Origin of the sequence: Rhodopseudomonas sp., assembly GCF_013377015.1 — a bacterium.
Lineage (GTDB): Bacteria > Pseudomonadota > Alphaproteobacteria > Rhizobiales > Xanthobacteraceae > JARJEH01.
Map to the genome: position 1 here is coordinate 269,972 of NZ_JACABA010000004.1, position 17,723 is coordinate 287,694.

Sequence of the window (17,723 nt, forward strand, 5' to 3'; positions counted from 1 at the left end):
TGCATCGGGTGTGGGATATGCAAACGCAGACAGCATTGCTCAATGAACTCGAGCAATCGTTTAGAAACGGCGGTATTGCACGCAGAAACTCCATTGTGAGCAAGATTGGCGATCTGTTTGTCGGAGGAGCGGATGCCTACTCTGAGGAGCAGGTCGAGCTGTTTGGGGAGGTGTTGACCCGTCTCGTCGAGGAGATCGAAATTGGGGCTCGCGCAGAACTGTCCCGAAGCGTTGCCGGGTTGCGTATCGGCCCGTCGAATTTGCTCCGCAAGCTCGCTATGGATGAAGCTATCGAGGTCGCCGAACCCCTGCTGTTGGGGCGGGTTGCCCTAGGTGATGACATACTCGTCGAATGCGCGAGATCACGAGGACAAGGACACTTACTTGCCATATCCCGCCGTCCGCACCTTTCGGCATCGGTTACCGAGCCGTTGACTGAAAGGGGTGATGACACGGTTCTTCGGAGCGTTGTTGGAAACTCCGGCGCAGTATTTTCGGATTGTGGGTATCAGAATCTGGTCAATCGAGCGGAGGGAAATGACGATCTTGCTTTGGCCGTCGGGGCGCGGCCGGAACTGCCACGTCATCATTTTCTCAGGCTGCTCGCGATCGCGTCCAATCTCGTAAGAACGGAAATTCAAGCGGCGCACCCGGAGCATGCAGGAGCCATCCACGGCGTGGTCCGAGGCGTCACGGAATCGGTGGCGAACCGCACGTTCTTGGAATCGGACCGCTATCGAGAAGCTGCTTCGGACGTGCGGGATCTTCTCGCCGCAGGCGAACTCGGCGACCTTACGATACTGAAATTCGCTCAGGAGCGGGCCACCGAACATACGGTTGTTGCTTTGGCTTTGTTGTCCAAACTCGAAATTGCGAAAGTGGAGGGGATGTTTCGTGAGGAACGCTTCGAAGGACTGCTAGTTCTTGCGCGTGCACTTGGCCTCGGGTGGCCGACGGCGAAGTCATTGCTGAATCTCCAAGCCGGCATTGTCGGTCTCTCCAGGTCCCAGGTCGAGCGTGCGTTAGCAACTTTCGAGCGGACCGACCGCTCGACCGCCGAGAAGGTGCTGGCAATCAAGAGACGTGGGAAGCCCAATTAGTTCGATTTCGCCGCGCTTGGTGCTTCCGGGGCAGGCGGGGTCGTCGGCGTCTCGATCGCGTCGGGCTCGGCCTTCTTCGCCCCGCCGAACCGCTCCAGCACCGAGCGCACGGCGTCACGGGTCTTGCGGTCCTTGACCGCGTCGAGCAACGGGGCTGCGCCCGGTGAACGCCGGATCAGACTCTCCGGATCGGGGAAGATTAGGGGATCGTCCCATGGCCCCTGAATCACGAACGGCAGGTCGAAGCCGGGCGCACCCCCGGGGATGGAGGCGAGGCTTGCCAGCCCTCTCAAGTCGTATTCGCGCGCCGGAACCGAGGCGGTGCCGGTCAGCGAAATCCGCGCCGCGCGGCTCTCGACCCGAATGTCTTCGGCGGTGGCCAGTCCGTCGCTGAACTTCACCGTCATGTTAAGTGTGTCGAACGGGGTCTTGCCGCTGCGGAAATTGCCGCCGCCCGACAGCGGCCGCCGCTCCAGCCGCTTCAGCAATTGCTCGACATTGAAGCCCGAGATCGCGCCGTCATGCCCGGTCAATGTGGCGGTGCCGTCCAGCGACTGCGCCAGCCCGAACGGGCTGGTGCCCGACGCTTCCAGTGCGATTTTGAGATTGCCGCGCCCAGACAGGCTTCTGACGCCCGCGAGGTCGGCGGCGCAACTCTCAAGATCGACGTCGGCGAATTGAAACTGCGCCTTAACGTCGGCCACCGTCGCGGACCGCGAGATCCCCAGCGTGCCTTTGACGATGCCGCCATAGATCTGAGCCTCGCCGACGCTCAGCGCCAGCGTTCCGCCGCGCAGATTAGCGCCCAGTGCGGTACGTCCCAGCGTCGTGGCGCCGATCGTGATTTTCGCCGCCGACAGTCTCATGTCCAGATCGACCGGGTTGACCACGCCGAGCTCGAACAGCTGCCGGTTCCAATCGTGGGCGCCGCTGGCGAGCAGGCGGATGGTCGAGACGTAGGGCGTGAAGTCGAGCGCGCCCGCGGCCAGCGTCGCCTGCAAGCCTTGGCGGCCGGCGTTGGCGGTGTAAGTCATCACCCCCTCGGCCACGTTTTTGTCGAGCTCGATATTGACGTTGCTCAGCGCGATCGACGGCCCGACCACGTTGGCGCGCGCCTTCAGCGCGAAGCGGCCGAACCCGCCGCTGCCTGGCGGTTCCTGCCCTGCCCAGCGCAGCGCATTGCGCAGCGAAACACTGTCGGCCGATAGTGTGCCTTCTAGCAGCAGGCTGGCGCGATTGGCGATCGCGCCATCGAACGCGACCTTCATCGGCGCGCCGGCCAACCGCACCTTGAGACCGGAACGGTCGCCCGACAGGGCGGCGATGAAATCGTTGACGCTGATGCTGCCGTCGATCCGTTCGCCGCGCCAGTCGAACTGTCCGGTAGCGGCGAAGGTGCGGGAGATTGAGGGCCAGGCCAGCGAGAGGTCGACGTCCGTGAGATTCTCCGACAGGCCGTTGGCGTCGTCCCGATAGTCCAGGACGCCGTCCTCGATTCGGATTTCCGAGAACGACACCTGATTGTCGACGCCCGGCTTCATGGTACGCTTCAGGGCTTCGAGGAAAGGGGTCCAGTTGCTGCGGCCGTCGGCATCGCGCAGCACACGAATGTCCGGACGCGACAGCATGATGTCGGCGATTTCGAACCGCCGCAGCAACAGCGGCAGCAGGCGCAGATTCGCGGTCAGCTCTTTGACGCTGAGCGCCGCGCTGGTGCCGGCGTCGCCGTCGTTCTTGAGCCGGACATTGTGGAAGGTGACGTAGCTGCGCGGGAACACCGACACGTCGATCTCGCCGTCGATCATCAGCCGCAGCCCGGTCACCGCCCGGATCTGCGCCTCAACCGCCTCGCGCAGCGCGGTGCGGTCGAGCAGGAAGGATAGCGCGATCAGCCCGGCCAGGGCGACGGCGATCAGCGCCGCAACCGACATCCCCAAGCGTTTGATTCCTTGGGCCATCGCCAATGATTATCCGGATCGGTTGAGGTTGAAGCAGGGGAGGCGGGCCGCCGGCCCGCCTCAGACCCCAACTTGATCGGTTTTCTTGACGCTTTCAAGGCCGGCATGCAGGCGCGTCCTGGGGATGTCGCGATTGACGGGCCAAGAACATTTCGCCTAATAAACTGCCCGCCAAGCGCTTTCCCCTCCATCAGGTCCGAGCATCATGAAAAAGGTCTATCCCGACGCCAAATCGGCACTCGACGGCATTCTCCGGGACGGCATGATGATCATGTCCGGCGGCTTCGGATTGTGCGGCATCGCCGAGACCTTGTCCGACGCGCTGCGCGAGTCCGGGGTCAAAAACCTGACCGTGGTCTCGAACAATGCCGGGGTCGACGGTATCGGACTGAGCCGTCTGCTGGAAACCCGCCAGATCAAGAAGATGATCTCGTCCTATGTCGGCGAGAACAAGCTGTTCGCCCAGCAGTTTCTGGCCGGCGAACTGGAACTCGAATTCGCGCCGCAGGGCACGCTGGCGGAGCGGATCCGCGCCGGCGGCGCCGGGATCCCGGCGTTCTACACCAAGACCGGCGTCGGCACGCTGGTCGCCGAGGGCAAGGAAGAGAAGATCTTCGATGGTGAGAAGTACATCATGGAACGCGGCCTGTTCGGCGACCTCGCCATCGTCCACGCCTGGAAGGGCGATACCGCCGGCAACCTCGTGTATCGAAAGACCGCGCGCAACTTCAATCCGATGATGGCGACCGCGGCGAAGATCACCGTCGCCGAGGTCGAGCATCTGGTGCCGGCCGGCGAGATCGATCCCGACCACATTCATACGCCGGGCATTTTCGTCAAGCGCGTCATCGAAGTTGGTAGCTCGAAGAAACACATCGAGCAGCGCACCACACGCAAGCGCACCGACCCCGCTATACCCGCCGGAACCGGAGAGGAAGTCTGATGGCCTGGACCCGCGAACAGATGGCGGCGCGCGCCGCCAAGGAATTGCGCGACGGATTCTACGTCAATCTCGGCATCGGGATTCCGACACTGGTGTCGAACTACATCCCCGAGGGCTGCGACGTGGTGTTGCAGAGCGAGAACGGCATGCTCGGGATGGGTCCGTTCCCCTACGAGGGCGAGGAAGATCCCGACCTGATCAACGCCGGCAAGCAGACGGTCACCGAGCTGCCGTCGACCAGCTACTTCTCCAGCGCCGATTCGTTCGGCATGGTGCGCGGCGGCCATATCGACCTGTCGATTCTGGGCGCGATGCAGGTGGCGCAGAACGGCGACCTCGCCAACTGGATGATCCCCGGCAAGATGGTCAAGGGCATGGGCGGCGCGATGGATCTGGTCGCCGGCGTCAAGCGCGTCGTCGTGGTGATGGAGCATTCCGCCAAGGACGGCGCCAAGCTGCTGAAGCAGTGCAACCTGCCACTGACCGGCGAGAAGGTGGTCGACATGGTGGTCACCGACCTCGCGGTGTTCACCATCGACAAGCACGGCAAGGACGGCATGGCGCTGATCGAGCTCGCCGACGGCGTCACGCTCGACGAGGTCAAGGCCAAGACCGAAGCCGAGTTCCGGGTGGCGCTGAAGAACAATTGAGCGCGTCGTTATATCGGTAAATCGGTCAGGCGCATCGACTTGACTGGACGATACCTGTCGCTCAGTTCGCTTCCTCCAGCGCGCGCCGTAGCCGCCGGATGATTACCGCGCGGGCGCGTTCGTCGGCGGCCGCCGCGATCCGGTCGCTGATATCGAGCATGAGCTTCGACATGTCGTTGTGCCAGTCGAGCGCCACCACCGCCTCCGGCGCCAGCCGGCGGCGATGCGCGGGGTCGATCTCCTTCGGTGCCGCGGCCGCGAGCTCGAAAATGTCGTCGAGCACCGGCTGAAAGATCTTCGCCGCCGGAATCAGCCGCCCGGCAATGCGTTCGCTCAGTCCGGCGATCGCCGTCTCCTCGCCATGCACCAGGAAGATGCCGCGCTGGATCGGGCGGCGCGCGGCGATCCAGCGCGACAATTCCACGGCGTCGGCATGGCCGGAATAGTCGTCGATCCGCCGGATTCGCGCCGCCACCTTGATTTCCTCGCCCATGATGCGGACCGCCTTGGCGCCGTCCTCGAGGAATCGGCCGAGCGTGCCGTGGGCCTGGAATCCGACCAGCAGCACGGTGCCGTTGTTTCGGCACAGCCAGCGCTTGAGGTGGTGGCGGATTCGCCCGGCATCGCACATCCCGCTGGCGGCGATGATGATATGGAAGCCGCTCAGCTTGGCGATCGATTTGCTCTCGTCGACGGTCTCGGTGAATCGCAGATGCGGCGACGACAGCAGGCGGTCGACGTCGACGCTTGGATCGAGGCTAGCGGCATGCTTGCGGAACACTTCGGTGGCGCGGATCGCCAGCGGCGAGTCGAGGAAGATCGGCGCGCTCGGAACTTCGCCGCGTTCCATCAGCTCGACCAGATCGACGATCAGCTCCTGGGTGCGTTCGACGGCGAACGCCGGAATCACCAGCGCACCGCGCGCCGCCGCGGCGTCGCGCACCTCGGAAGCCAAATGCGCACGACGTTCCTGCGGTGTCGTCGGAGTGCGAGTCCGGTCGCCATAGGTGGATTCCGAAAGCACATAGTCGAAGCCGGCCGGCGCTTCCGGATCGGGCTGCAGCAATTTCGAGTCGGGACCGATATCGCCGGAGGCGAGCAGGCGTAGCGGAGCGTCGGACGTGCCCTCGCCGGAAAATTCGATCTCGATCGACGCGGAGCCGAGCAGGTGCCCCGCATTCCAGTAGCGCGCGCGCACCCCGGGGATCACCTCGATCCAGCTCTCGTAGTCGACCGGCCGGAACGCCTGCATGGTGGCGACGGCGTCGGCCTGGGTGTAGATCGGACTGACTTCGGGACGTCCGCGCGCGATGTTGCGCCGGTTCAGCATCGCGACCTCAGATTCCTGAATGCTGCCGGCGTCCGGCAGCATGTAGGAGCACAGGTCGATGGTGCCGCGCGTGGCGAGGATTGGTCCCTCGAAACCTTCGCGCACCAGCTTCGGCAGCAGCCCGCTGTGATCGATATGGGCGTGGGTCAGCAGCACCGCGTCGATGTCGGCCGGGCGGAACGGGAAGGCGCCGTAGTTGAGCTCCTTCAGCGTCTTCTGGCCCTGGAACAGGCCGCAATCGACCAGCAGGCGTCCGGCCTTGGTCTCGAACAGATAGCAGGAACCGGTCACGGTGCGCGCGGCGCCGCAGAATCGGATGGTCACGCTCATGGATGGGCCTCCGGAATTGTCGAGCCGAGTTCGCCCTGCAAGGTTGTGGCGAACAGTTCGTCGAGCAGGATGGCGTTGCTGGGATGCGGCACGCTCGATGTCGAGCGGACTGACCGAATTCCGGCGAGCTCGAAATCACGCATCATCTCCGCCGGGAACAGCGCGTGGGTGATCACGGTGTCGATCACGGTGGCGCCTGCGGCGGTCAGCGCGTGAGCGCAGGCGATCAGCGTGCCGCCGGAGGAGACAATGTCGTCGACCAAAATGGTCGGACGGCCTGCCACCACGGCCGGTTCGGGCAGGCTGACCTCCACGGAGCGGTCGCCGCGGCGGCGCTTTTGCGCGACCGTATGCGCGACGCCGAGCCGGCCGGCGAGATCGCTGACCCACGGCCGGGACTCGGCGTCGGGACCGACAATCACCGTATCTGGAGCCAGCCTTTGCCCGCGCAGCGCGTCGGCGATCGCCGGCATTGCCGACAGATTGCCGGCCTCGATGCCGGGAAACACCGCGCCGATGTCGGTGGTGCGATGCAGATGCGCGTCGACGGTGACGACGCGATCGACCAGGTCGGAGAGCAGCCGGCCGATCGCCTTCTGACTGATCGCCTCGCCGTCGTGGAACGCCGTGTCCTGGCGCATGTAGCACAGATACGGCGCCAGCAGCACCAGCCGGGTGCAGCCGGCGCGGCGCAAGGCTTCGGCTGCGAACAGGATGGTGATGAGTTTGTCGTTGGGCTGGTCGAGCGGGACGTAGAGGATCGTGGTCGATGCGCACGGGCCGACCGTGACTTGAATCTCGCCGTCGGGGAAGCGGTGCTGTTTGATGGCATGCACCGGGATGCCGAGCCGCGCGCCGAGCCGCGTCGCGTCGCTCGAAGCCTGCGGCAGGCTCTGGATCGCAACCGCGGTCATGGCTTCCCGCCGGATTTGTGGTTCTCGATCGCGAAGCCGGAATCGTTCTTGGCGCCGGCGACCGCGAGATCGTATTCCGACCGGTCGTAGGCATGGATGCGATACAGCGGCTCGCCCTTGTCGACGCGGTCGCCGATCTTCTTGAACAGATCGATCCCGGCGCCCTTGTCGATCGGCGCGCCGGCGGTGCGCGCCAGCCGGTTGATGCGCAGGCAATCGATGCTGGCGATGACGCCGTCGTCGGTGGCAAGCACCTCTGCGGTGAGAGTGCCGAGATCGCTGCGACAGATCGATGGTCCCTGCGCGTCGATGATCTGTTGCATCGTCTTCAGTGCCGCACCGCTGTCGAGCAGCTCTTTCGCCCGCGCATAGCCGGTACCGCCGCGCAGCAGCGGATCGTATTCCAAAAGATGCGCGGCGAGCCGCAGCGACTTCTCGCGCAGATCGGCGGGCGCGCCGGGCTCGTTGCCGAGCACCGCCATGACGTCGCGGGCTTCCAGCGCCGGGCCGATGCCGCGGCCGATCGGCTGGCGGCCGTCGGTGTTCACCACCTCGACCGCGATGCCGAAATGATCGCCGACGAATTCGAACAATTTGCGCAGCCGCATCGCTTCGGCGGCGTTGGCGACCTTGGCGGTCGGGCCGACCGGAAAATCGATCAGCAGATGGGTGGCGCCTGCTGCGAGTTTCTTCGACATGATCGAGGCCACCATCTGCTCGGGGGTATCGAGGCTGAGCGGGCGCTCCACCGAGATCAGGATATCGTCGGCCGGCGACAGATTGACGTGGCCGCCCCAGATCAGGCAGCCGCCGCAGCTGGTGACGACGTTCTTCATCTGCTCGACGTCGAGATCGACCCGCGCCAGCACTTCCATGGTATCCGCGGTGCCGGCCGGCGAGGTGATGGCGCGCGACGAAGTCTTGGGAATCATCAAGCCGTGCGCGGCGACGATCGGCACCACGATCATGGTGGTGCGATTGCCCGGAATGCCGCCGATGCAGTGCTTGTCGGCCACGATCGGGTTCTTCCATTTCAGCATGGTGCCGGCCTCGGCCATGGCGCGCACCAGCGCCAGCAATTCCTCGGTCGAGGTGAAGCGCGCCGACGAGATCAGGAACGCCGCGATCTCCATGTCGGAGTAGCGGAAATGCGCCAGGTCGTTGACGATCGCGGTCATTTCGGCGGCGCTCAGCGTGCGGCCCTGGATCTTGCCGCGCACCGCGTCGAGGCTGTCGGGCGACGCCGCCGGCGTCACCGTCACCAGGCTGCCGACCGGCTCATTGAAGCGCCGGAACGCCGGCTCCGACAGGCCGAGTTCGCCCGGGCCAATCAGCGAGTCGTCGTCGGTGATCATCAGGGTGGCGAGCAGCACCTTGCCGTTGATCCGCAATTCGACCCGGCTGAAGCCGCGAAACACCTCGGCGCGCAGCGCGTTGGAATGCCGCGAGATCACCGCGACGTTTTCGCGGCCGGTATCGAGGCTGATCCGTCGGATCGCCAGCGGCGGACGCGTCAGGTCGGGGAGAGTTATCAATGGGCCACTCCGGGACGCCGGACGGCGTCGGTCGATTCGCTGGATCGAGGCTGCCGGACACCGGTCGCGCAGGCAAGCAGGGCTGGCAAGGCTAGGAGTGCGGGCTTCGATACCAATTGATGCACGTCAATGTGGCTTGGCACCGCATGGAATGGCGCTCCGGACGTCGACTGGATTGGACCGGAAAGCGCCGCAAGCTTGCGGCGCGACAAAGAACGCACTCGCTGCCGCGCCCAAGCTTGGTGCTGAACGGAGCAGATTATGTCCATTCGCCGCGACAGCCTGGTCGACACGGTCATGAAAGGCAGCCCGGCCACGATCCGGGTGTTCCTCGATTTCAAGCTCGGATGCGTCGGCTGCCCGATTGCCAGTTTTCACTCGGTGGAAGACGCCTGCCGGGAGCACGGAATCGACCACGAGTCGTTCCTGGCGGCGTTGCGTGCGGCTATCGCCTGACGCGACGATGTCAGCGAGCGTTGTCGCCCGGCGTCTGTTCTGCCAGCACCACGAGCTTGTGCGGCTCGCGCAGCACGATGCGCTGCCGGCCGCTTTCGATCAGCCCGCGTTGTTCCCAGCCGCTGAGCAGTCGGCTGACGGTGTGCAGTGTGGTGCCGGTCATCTGGGCGATGTCCTGGCGGCTGATCGGAAAATCGATCTCGACGCCGTTCTCGACCTTGCGGCCGGATTGCTTGGCCAGCCGTAAGAGCGCGTGCGCGACGCGTTGCTCGACCTGCTGGGTCGACATCTCGACCACGCGGGTGTGGGTTTCCTGCAGCCGGGAGCCGACGGTGCGCAGCGTATTGGTGGCGAGCGACGGATACTGCGCGACCAGCCGCGGCCAGGCCGAGGACGGCCATGCCAGCACGACGCTGTCGTCAACCGCGGTCGCGGTCGCGGGATAGCGCTGCAACCCGATCGCCATCGCCACGCCGAAACTCTCGCCGGGGCCGACATAGCGCACCACCACCTGTTCGCCGGCGGCCGTGGTCTTGCTGGCGCGGACATGGCCGTGCAGCAGCACGAAGAACGAATGCGCCTCCTCGCCCTGCTCAAACACGCTGGCGTTCTTGGCGATCCGCAGCGAGCGGGCCTCCTGCAGGATGGCGTCGAGCTCGGCGGCATCGAGCCCCGCGAACAGCGGCAGCTGCGAGACCAGCGACGTGTCGATTGTGGCCATGCGATCTCCGTGGGCCCGGCGTGGGACCGCAGCTAAATCGCGATTGGCGGGCAGGGGCAAGCGGAAGTTTGCGGTCAGGCCAGGGCGATATCGGTCAGCCGAAAGTCGTTGCCCTTGCATAGCAGCGGGACGCCCATGGCCTTTGCCAGCGCATAAGCAAAGCAATCGCCGTAATTCAACGCGGCGCCATGTCCAGTGCCCTTCCCGAATCGCCGATGGGCCATGCGGGCCAAACGCGTCTGCTCCTCGGTGACGGGTTCGATCCGAATGCCGGCTGTCGCGATAAAGTTGTCGAGCCATTGTTCGGCTTCGGCCGGCGGCATCATTTTCAGTCCGCGCAGGACGATCGAGGTCTCGATAACATTGGCGGCCGACATGATCGGTTGATCGTCGCTGGCAATTCCGAGCGCACAGCGCTCGGCGTCAGCCTCCTGACGATAGACTGCGACCACGATTGAGCTATCCACCACGATCACGTCGGCAGCCCGTTTTCGTCGTAGCCGAGGATCTCGTCCGGGCTCAGGCCGGTGTCTGGAAATGCCGCGGATCGAGCGCCCATTTTCATCAGGCGGGCCGCGATTTTGTCGGTCTGCCGGCGCCGACGTTCGCGGGCCAGTTCCCCACGCAACGCCGCCGTGACAGCGGAAGTCAGGCTTGCGCCGGTGAGTTTTGCCAGCTCGGTCGCCAGTCGATGGGCTTCGTCGTTCTTGATATTGAGGTGCATGGCAGTCATCCGCTCGATGGTAGAAAAATATCAAAATTCTACCAAATCACAAGATCGGCGCGTCGGCTCCCGCGTTCAAAGGTTCTTATTGACTTCGCGGAAATCTTGATTATATTCCTAATCACCTCATCCCACAGAGGGGCGTTTCCTGGGACGCCTGGAGGTGCGGGGTGGGGGGTGGCGCCTGCGGGCGGGGGCAGACGTTGCCTCGCGCACTCGGGACGCTCTGGGTCGCCGTCCGGCTCCACTAGGAGAGTCTGCCACTTGTTAGTTGGCTGGACGCGGCGCAGGTGAACGGCGGGAAACCGCCGGGATCAAGCGGTGCGGCTGCATCGCGCCTGCGCCCGGAAGCACGGTCCCGGAGCGAAAAATCGCCACGGTGGAGCGCCGAAAGGCGTTTCCGCGGCCGCTGCGCTCCGGCGATCCGGCGCGTAGGCCGCGGCTCAACTACCAAGGCGCGCCGTTCGGCGCTCCGCCTCCCTCGTCGCGGGAGGCCTGTTGAACCGGCCGTTCACGCAAAGCCGTTTGCGGGCAAAGCATTCACATGCCCGATCGCCACGACGACTACGCGGTCGCCACGGCGTGGGAAAACACCACCTCGATCAGCGTGCCGGAATGCGGCGCGCTCTTGATCTGGAACTGGGCGCGATTGGCTTCGACCAGCGCTTTGGTCAGCGCCAGGTTGGCGCCGGAGGCTTCCGAGAGATCGCTCGGCGCCGGCGTTCGGAACGGCTGCATCGCCGCCGCCAGTTCGTCGTCGTTGAGGCGGTGGCCGGTGTCGCGGACCCGCAGCACGACCTCGCCGAAATCGTTCAGCGCGGTCGAGACGATGACCTGGCCACCGGCATTGGCGAGATGGATCGAGGTGCCGATCAGGTTCAGCGTGATCTGGCGCAGCGCCTGGGCGTCGGCGACCACTGGCGGCAATTGCTGCGCTAGTGAGGTCCGGATGATGATGCGCTCGCGGTTGGCCTGCGGCTGCGTCACCGCCACGCAATGCTCGACCAGTTCGTTGAGGTTCTGGCTGGCGAAGGCGAGGTCGAGCTTGCCGGTTTCGATCCGCGACAGGTCGAGCATGTCGTTGACGATCGCGACCACGCGTTCGCCGGAGGCGCGGATGTCCTTCATGTATTCGACGTAGCGCTCGTTGCCGAGCGCGCCGAAGCGCTGGTCGATCATCACTTCGGAAAAGCCGATGATGGCGTTGAGCGGGGTGCGGACCTCATGGCTGATCCGCGCCAGCACGTCGGCCTTGGCGGTGGCGGCGCGATCGGCCTGCCGCCGCGCCTGCGCCAGCTCGGATTCGGTCTTGCGCGCCTGCGACAGGTCGCGGAACACGGCAAAGAAGTTCGGCCCGTCGGCGCGGGTTCGGCCCATGGTGATCGACAGCGGAAACAGCCCGCCCGCGCGCACCCGACCGAGCGCTTCGCGGCCATGATCGAGCAGGCTGGCGACGCCGGCGCCCTTGATACTTTCCATATAGTCGGTGACGACGCGCTGGCTCTCCGGTGCGAACAGCTCGAGCAGATTGCGCTGCACCAGCTCGTCGCCGTCATAGCCGAACAGCGCCTCGGCGCTGCGATTGCAGGAATTGAGCTGGCCGGCCTCGTCGAACATCACGATGCCTTCGGCGGCGGTGTCGAGGATGGCGCCGAGCTCTTCGGCATTGGCGTGGCCGACGGCGGATGGCTCGGTAGCGGCGATCGCGGCGGGCGCCGCGGGTTGATCCGGCACGCCATTGAAGATCAGCGCCAGCGCGGATTCGCCGTCCCAGGAAATCGTGTGCAGCCGGCCGTCGGCCGGCGCCGGTCGCGGCTGGTCGTCGGCGGTCCGCGTCGCCGCGATGGTGATTGGCGTGCCGGTGTCGGAAGTGCCGCTGGAGCCGGTGACGCCGGCTTCGACCAGCAGGGCGTCGAGCCCGCCGGCTTGTTCCAGCGCCTGCAGGCTGGGATATCCCATCCGGGTGAGGAACGCGGCGTTGGCGTAGACCAGCCGGTCGAGCCTGTAGATCAGAACTCCGACCGGCAGCAGATCGAGCAGCGTTCGGTCTCGCAGGCTGTCGCCGCGCGCCGGCGTCGTGAGCGGAATCAGCCAGTCCGGCGCGTCCTGCTCGGGCGGCTCCGGCGCGATCTCAGAGGAGGGCTGCGATGCGAGCTCGGCCGCGGCTGCGGCCTCGTTCTCGAGCCGGGCCGACAATTGTCGGGCGAGTTCGTTGAAGGCGCTGTTTTCGACCGGCGTCAGCGCCGGCGATTTGGGCTCGCTGACGGGCCGGAAGGGCAGGACGTTTCTGGGGGTTTCCACGGCAGGTTCCGGTTGTTCTTGTTGTGGGGTCTCGGCAAGGGCGGGCGGCTCGGCGGTCTCGGTCTCGGCGTGTTCGGGCGCAACCAGGCCGGGTTGTTCCGGCGCGGCGGGTTCAGCGTCGGTCGCCGCGATGCCTGCGGACAGCGGCTGCGGCGCTGGCGGCACGGCGTCATCGTCGCGGCGGCGCAAAGATGCGAGCTCGGTCAGGCCGTCGAGATCGCGGCAGACGCCGAAGCCGCGATAGCCGACGAAATTGCCGTCGCGGTCCTGCACCGGGAGACCGGACAATTCGACCGGCGGTCGTTGTCCGGGTCCGTCGGTCGGCCAATGCAGGGTGATACCGCTCCAGGTGTTGCGGCTGGCGACAGCGGCGGCAACGCGGCCTTCCGGGTCGAGCCCGAACGTCTCGGCGATTTCGCTCCACAGCCGGCCGAAACCGGCGGTGGTGCGCGGCCCGATCAGGCGGTTGAATTCATCCGAGCCGATTGCGAAGCGACCGTCAGCGTCCATCTGCCAGACGAACCGTAACGGATGGCGGCGCGGCGGCGGGATCGGGGCAGCCGAAGTTTCGGCGAGTGGCGGGGTGTTCGACGCGGCAGCAACGGGCACGTCGGCGGGAAGCGGTTCGGCCCTAACTGGTTCGACAGCCGGCGGTTCAGCGGCGGGCAGTTCAAGTGTGAGCATTTCAGCGGCCGGCGGCGCCTCATCGGCCACTGCCGAGACGTAAGGCGACGGCTCGCCGGTGTCGACGTCCGGCGGATTTTCGGTTGCAACCGGCTCGGACTCCGCAGCGATTGCGGTGTCGCTCGTGGTTTCAGCCAGCGCGACCGACACCTCGTCGAGCAGCGCGAATTCGGATGGCGCCTCGGTTGTGGTTTCGGGCGCTTCATAGTCGGGCGTCGTTGGTTCGGCCGCATCGACCGGTTGATCGATAGCGGCTTCAGCCAGAGCGACCGGTACCTCGTTGAGCAGCGTGAATTCGGATGGCGCTTCGGATGTGGTTTCCGGTGCTTCGTAGGCAAACGATGGCGGCTCGATCGCAGACGGTGCGGCCACGGTTTCGATTGGTCGCGGCAGCGGTTCGAATTCGGTTTGTGGGACGGGCTCAGGCAGTGGCTCGTGATGTACCACGCCCGGCACCAGCAGCGCGACCAGACCGACATCGGCGCCGGTGCCGACCCGCTGCAATACCACGTGGCCGATGCCGATCGGCATTTCGGCGCGGCCGAGCCGCAGCGCATCGTCGCGCGCCGCTTCCAGCCCTGCCTCCGACAGATTGCGAAAGCCGAGCAAGGCGCGTGCGGTGTCGCTCGAGCCGACGAACAGCCCGTCACGCGCGAAGGCGGCGATCGGCGTATCGATGCCTTCAACCAGATTGCGCAGCCGCTCGACCAGCGGCAGCGGTCGGCCGACCGGCTCAGCCGCGGCGATCAGGATGCCGGCGGCGCCGTCGGCGAAATCCAGCCGCGCGCAGGCGCAGGTCAGCAGCGCGCCGAGCCTGGCGCCGAAGCCGCGCAGCCGCTCCAAGCGGATCGCTTCATTCGGCGGCAGCCGTCCGGCGAGTTGCGCCACCTGACGCCGATGCGGATCGGCCGGGCCGAACGCCCTGGCGACCAGCGCTGCGTTGTTGGCGGCGCCGAGTAATCTGGCGCCGATCGGATTGGCCCACATCACACGGGTGCCATCGAGCGACCACAGCCAGACCGGCAGCGCGCTGGTGGCGTGAATCGCGAGCCGCGGATCGTCCACTCCTCGCAACTGAAATTCCAACTTCGTCATCGGTGCTCATGGGCGTCGGGTCGAAGGCCGCCTTGGCGCCGGATCGCGGCGGTCGGGCAAAGAACCTTAACAATTCGTTAGTATCGCCTCCGGTCGCCGTCAGGTCCACGCTGACGGTGGTCCGGTGGGCACCAAAGCGGAGATAACCTTAATTTTGGCGTTCCCGGCAGAACCTTGGCGGCGGTGTGTGCGTTGAGAGGTTGCAAAATGCAATCAATCGGTCACGATAGGTTCGCCGGGAGACATTATGTTACGTCAGACCGACGAATATCAGTCTTCAGTGGCGTGATGTGGGCGAACGGGGAACCGGGCTAGTTGTTAGCCTGCCAGACACAACCGGAGTGTTGACCATGGACCAAGGTGGGCATGACCGTTTCGAAATTCCAAAGGAAGTGAGATCGATCGCCGAGGCCAGTTTCGACCAGGCCCGAAAGGCGTTCGAGCATATGCTGGCCAGCGCCCAGCAGACCGCCAGCACGATCGAGGGCAAGGGCGCGGAGGTTCGCGCCAATGCCAAGGAGATCACCACCAAAGCGGTGACCTATGCCGAAAAGAACGTCGCAGCCTCGCTGGATTATGCCCAGCAACTGCTGCACGCCAAGGATCTCGGCGAAGTGCTGCGGCTGCATGGCGAATATGTGCAGGCGCAGATGAAGTCGCTCGCCGAGCAGGCCAGCGAATTGGGCCAGATTGTCAGCAAGGCCGCGGTCGACGTGGCTAAGCCGAAAACCTGAGCGTTCTGGAGCCCGCCGCGACCGCTCGCGCCGCAACCTATGTCGGCGCGGTGGTGGCTCTGTCGCCCTGCCTCCCCGGGTTGCGTGCCCCCGGGGGCTGCCATGCGGCATTGCAGCGATTTCTATGTTGCAATGCACAAATTCCAAGTGTAGATTTTTAACATGGACGGTCAGAATGGTCGTCCGTGATCCGGTTCGACGTTCCCGCCAATATTTCGGTTGGCGCCCCGCCGTTCGCACGGGTCACCTCAGTTTACCCCAAGACGAAGGATGCACCTCATGGCCGATTCGACCGATCCGTTCTCAACCGTCATTCCGTTCCAGGTTCCCGAGCAGGTTCGGGCGTTCGCCGAAAAGGGCGTGTCGCAGGTTCGCGAAAGCTACAGCAAGCTGAAGGACGCGGCCGAAAGCCACAACGGCACCATCGAGGCGATGTTCAGCTCGGTCAGCAAGGGTGCGAGCGACTATTCCGCCAAGCTGCTCGACATCGCCAAGACCAACACCAGCGCCAATTTCGATTTCGCGCAGGGCCTGGCTGGCGCCAAGACGCTGCCGGAAGCGTTCGAAATGTGGACCTCGCATGCCAAGAAGCAACTCGAAATTCTGACCGGCCAGACCAAGGAACTCGCAGAGCTGACCCAAAAGGTTGCGACCGAAACCGTCGAGCCGATCAAGGCTACCGCCTCGAAGCTGTTCAAGCCCGCCGCCTGATCCGGCGCGGTCTCAATTTGCTGCAAAGCCCGGGCCTGGCCCGGGCTTTTTGTTGGCATGGTCCTGAGACGTTCGTTATCCGGCCCTGCGCGGCCTTGCCAAAGCCCGGCGTTGCACCTAGTTTCCCGCCGGTTCGCGACCCTGCAACGGGCCGTTGAAGGATGCAGTTGTAGCTCAGTTGGTTAGAGCGCCTGTCTGTGGAACAGGAGGTCGGTGGTTCGAGCCCACCCAACTGTACCATACAAATCAATAGCTTGAGCGCACTCAGCCATACTCGCCGCAAAGCGCGTTGTAAATTCGAGCCATGCGGATCGCCACACCGGTAGAGCTAAAAGGAGTGCCTTGTGAGCGCTCGGGAGCAGAACCGGGTTACGGCGCTTTTCGATAAGCTGACCAGCGCTGCTGTGCATAGGTTCCCGAAATCCGGCGAAAGCTCGACGCGCCAATCGAGCAGGGCGTCTACGTCATCTACAATCCACGAGGGCAGGTTCTTCACGTCGGGCGGACGCCGAGCGGCCGCAAGGGATTGCGCCAGCGCCTCGGCAATCATCTTCACGGGGCGTCATCTTTCACCATCCGATATTTTGACGGACATGGCTCGACGCTCAGAAGCGGCTACGCCTATCGGTATCTTGTTGTGAAAGATCCCCGGCATGGGCTGCTGCCGGTTTGATGGACACCAAGTTTGGACGAACGTCATGTCGCTTCCCTCGCGAAAAAACAGCGCGCCTCCAATGGCGCCGCGTCGCCGACCAACTGTGGCCGAAGCTGCTAAAGCTCGCCGGCTTCCTCAATGACGCCGACACGATCCGCAACCTGGCTCGCTTCATCCGTCCGTCCTTCAGAAGGCCGGACTCTAACTTCAACCAGAGGAAATCGGCAGGGGCAGCTCATCGTCCTTTGACACGAATGGGCGATTGCCGCACTCTATCGGTCGGAATGTTTGATCTCGTCTATTTGAGGGGAGACTTTCCCAACAGCTTCGTGGCCCAAATGCCGCCACGCTCAAATCGAAAGCGGAGTGATCGGTGGATACCTATAATGACCTGCTCGAAATCGTTCCGTCCGATCCCGCGAAGGCGCAGAATTACACTGCGCTTCTCGCGCTATGGAAAGAACAAAAGACACTCATCGATGTCGAGGAGCTTGAATCCTCTGATGACTTTTCTGTTTGGGAGGAAGACGTCAGCGCGCTTCTGGATGACAATGAGCGAGCATACTTCCGAGATGAACAGAATGTCCTCGTTTATGATGTTCGCGCCCTTCGCATTGCGCGTATCAACTTGCTTACAAAGATTCTGATCCACCGCCATGGAATTAATTTGCCCGGCGGATTCCAAGGCTGATGGCGACGAACGATTGGAACGACCCGGTGGAGAGGTCGTTAGCACATTTCGTTACTTAATATCAATGCAAACCCCAGCCGGACAGCTCGGAATGTCTTCCGGTCTTCAGAAATTGATCGCCATTGATTATAAGCCTCTGACGTTGCCCCCGTAGCCTAATCCAGGTTGAAGTTCGTTCTGGCCCAAGACGA

Annotated in this window: 15 protein-coding genes and 1 tRNA gene; 8 read left to right on the forward strand and 8 right to left on the reverse strand. The window is 64.4% G+C overall.

Translation table 11 applies throughout. The features are described 5' to 3' along the window. Window positions 1-17: 17 nt before the first annotated feature. On the forward strand, window positions 18-1,100 hold the full coding sequence (locus tag HXX15_RS18720) for a DUF2336 domain-containing protein (RefSeq protein WP_296517885.1): 1,083 nt from the start codon (window positions 18-20) through the stop codon (window positions 1,098-1,100). Here HXX15_RS18720 and HXX15_RS18725 read toward each other — a convergent pair. Then, complete coding sequence (locus tag HXX15_RS18725) at window positions 1,097-3,058, reverse strand: AsmA family protein (protein ID WP_296517886.1); 1,962 nt, start codon at window positions 3,056-3,058, stop codon at window positions 1,097-1,099. The two genes, HXX15_RS18720 and HXX15_RS18725, sit on opposite strands and share 4 nt — an antisense overlap. A gap of 205 nt (window positions 3,059-3,263) precedes the next feature. Here HXX15_RS18725 and HXX15_RS18730 point away from each other — a divergent pair, with 205 nt between their 5' ends. Continuing rightward, on the forward strand, window positions 3,264-4,001 hold the full coding sequence (locus HXX15_RS18730; protein WP_296517887.1) for a CoA transferase subunit A: 738 nt from the start codon (window positions 3,264-3,266) through the stop codon (window positions 3,999-4,001). Further along, window positions 4,001-4,651, forward strand: coding sequence for a CoA transferase subunit B (locus HXX15_RS18735; protein WP_296517888.1), 651 nt, complete (start codon window positions 4,001-4,003; stop codon window positions 4,649-4,651). The genes HXX15_RS18730 and HXX15_RS18735 overlap by 1 nt, the downstream gene beginning before the upstream one ends. Before the next feature lie 61 nt (window positions 4,652-4,712). On the opposite strand, the gene HXX15_RS18740 is transcribed toward HXX15_RS18735, so the two are convergent. The 3 genes from HXX15_RS18740 to HXX15_RS18750 are packed head-to-tail and all read right to left on the reverse strand — an operon-like array spanning window position 4,713 to window position 8,757. Beyond that, window positions 4,713-6,311: an MBL fold metallo-hydrolase gene (locus tag HXX15_RS18740; RefSeq protein WP_296517889.1), complete on the reverse strand. Its 1,599-nt coding sequence runs from the start codon at window positions 6,309-6,311 to the stop codon at window positions 4,713-4,715. Continuing rightward, window positions 6,308-7,225: a ribose-phosphate pyrophosphokinase gene (locus HXX15_RS18745; protein WP_296517890.1), complete on the reverse strand. Its 918-nt coding sequence runs from the start codon at window positions 7,223-7,225 to the stop codon at window positions 6,308-6,310. Before HXX15_RS18745 ends, HXX15_RS18740 begins: the two co-directional genes overlap by 4 nt. Further along, window positions 7,222-8,757 (reverse strand): thymidine phosphorylase family protein, encoded by a 1,536-nt coding sequence (locus HXX15_RS18750; protein ID WP_296517912.1) that lies wholly within the window; start codon window positions 8,755-8,757, stop codon window positions 7,222-7,224. The genes HXX15_RS18745 and HXX15_RS18750 overlap by 4 nt, the downstream gene beginning before the upstream one ends. 264 nt (window positions 8,758-9,021) lie before the next feature. Here HXX15_RS18750 and HXX15_RS18755 point away from each other — a divergent pair, with 264 nt between their 5' ends. Beyond that, a complete protein-coding gene (locus HXX15_RS18755) occupies window positions 9,022-9,216 on the forward strand; it encodes a DUF1858 domain-containing protein (RefSeq protein ID WP_296517891.1) in 195 nt (64 codons plus the stop codon). 10 nt (window positions 9,217-9,226) lie between these two features. Here HXX15_RS18755 and HXX15_RS18760 read toward each other — a convergent pair whose 3' ends face one another. The 4 genes from HXX15_RS18760 to HXX15_RS18775 all read right to left on the reverse strand — a co-directional run bounded on the left by HXX15_RS18760 (window position 9,227) and on the right by HXX15_RS18775 (window position 14,741). Further along, window positions 9,227-9,937, reverse strand: a complete 711-nt coding sequence (locus HXX15_RS18760; RefSeq protein ID WP_296517892.1) for a Crp/Fnr family transcriptional regulator — start codon at window positions 9,935-9,937, stop codon at window positions 9,227-9,229. A 74-nt stretch (window positions 9,938-10,011) separates the two neighbouring features. Next, window positions 10,012-10,413, reverse strand: coding sequence for a type II toxin-antitoxin system VapC family toxin (locus HXX15_RS18765; RefSeq protein WP_296517893.1), 402 nt, complete (start codon window positions 10,411-10,413; stop codon window positions 10,012-10,014). Next, window positions 10,410-10,661, reverse strand: a complete 252-nt coding sequence (locus HXX15_RS18770; RefSeq protein ID WP_296517894.1) for a type II toxin-antitoxin system VapB family antitoxin — start codon at window positions 10,659-10,661, stop codon at window positions 10,410-10,412. Before HXX15_RS18770 ends, HXX15_RS18765 begins: the two co-directional genes overlap by 4 nt. 564 nt (window positions 10,662-11,225) lie before the next feature. Continuing rightward, window positions 11,226-14,741, reverse strand: a complete 3,516-nt coding sequence (locus HXX15_RS18775) for a PAS domain-containing protein (RefSeq protein ID WP_296517895.1) — start codon at window positions 14,739-14,741, stop codon at window positions 11,226-11,228. Window positions 14,742-15,091: 350 nt separating this feature from the next. Here HXX15_RS18775 and HXX15_RS18780 point away from each other — a divergent pair, with 350 nt between their 5' ends. The 4 genes from HXX15_RS18780 (at window position 15,092) to HXX15_RS18795 (ending at window position 17,532) form a co-directional block, all read left to right on the forward strand. Beyond that, window positions 15,092-15,475, forward strand: coding sequence for a phasin family protein (locus tag HXX15_RS18780; RefSeq protein ID WP_296517896.1), 384 nt, complete (start codon window positions 15,092-15,094; stop codon window positions 15,473-15,475). 279 nt (window positions 15,476-15,754) lie between these two features. After that, entirely contained in the window at window positions 15,755-16,186 is a 432-nt protein-coding gene (locus HXX15_RS18785; protein ID WP_296517897.1) for a phasin, read from the forward strand. A gap of 163 nt (window positions 16,187-16,349) precedes the next feature. Next, window positions 16,350-16,426 (forward strand) — tRNA-His (locus HXX15_RS18790). Between the two features lie 788 nt (window positions 16,427-17,214). Next, window positions 17,215-17,532 (forward strand): hypothetical protein, encoded by a 318-nt coding sequence (locus HXX15_RS18795; protein WP_296517898.1) that lies wholly within the window; start codon window positions 17,215-17,217, stop codon window positions 17,530-17,532. The last annotated feature ends 191 nt before the right edge of the window (window positions 17,533-17,723 follow it).

Coding starts and splice junctions, on each gene's coding strand:
- HXX15_RS18720 (WP_296517885.1), top strand. CDS start 18: ATGCAAACGCAGACAGCATTGCTCAATGAACTCGAGCAATCGTTTAGA.
- HXX15_RS18725 (WP_296517886.1), bottom strand. CDS start 3,058: ATGGCCCAAGGAATCAAACGCTTGGGGATGTCGGTTGCGGCGCTGATC.
- HXX15_RS18730 (WP_296517887.1), top strand. CDS start 3,264: ATGAAAAAGGTCTATCCCGACGCCAAATCGGCACTCGACGGCATTCTC.
- HXX15_RS18735 (WP_296517888.1), top strand. CDS start 4,001: ATGGCCTGGACCCGCGAACAGATGGCGGCGCGCGCCGCCAAGGAATTG.
- HXX15_RS18740 (WP_296517889.1), bottom strand. CDS start 6,311: ATGAGCGTGACCATCCGATTCTGCGGCGCCGCGCGCACCGTGACCGGT.
- HXX15_RS18745 (WP_296517890.1), bottom strand. CDS start 7,225: ATGACCGCGGTTGCGATCCAGAGCCTGCCGCAGGCTTCGAGCGACGCG.
- HXX15_RS18755 (WP_296517891.1), top strand. CDS start 9,022: ATGTCCATTCGCCGCGACAGCCTGGTCGACACGGTCATGAAAGGCAGC.
- HXX15_RS18760 (WP_296517892.1), bottom strand. CDS start 9,937: ATGGCCACAATCGACACGTCGCTGGTCTCGCAGCTGCCGCTGTTCGCG.
- HXX15_RS18770 (WP_296517894.1), bottom strand. CDS start 10,661: ATGCACCTCAATATCAAGAACGACGAAGCCCATCGACTGGCGACCGAG.
- HXX15_RS18775 (WP_296517895.1), bottom strand. CDS start 14,741: ATGACGAAGTTGGAATTTCAGTTGCGAGGAGTGGACGATCCGCGGCTC.
- HXX15_RS18780 (WP_296517896.1), top strand. CDS start 15,092: ATGGACCAAGGTGGGCATGACCGTTTCGAAATTCCAAAGGAAGTGAGA.
- HXX15_RS18785 (WP_296517897.1), top strand. CDS start 15,755: ATGGCCGATTCGACCGATCCGTTCTCAACCGTCATTCCGTTCCAGGTT.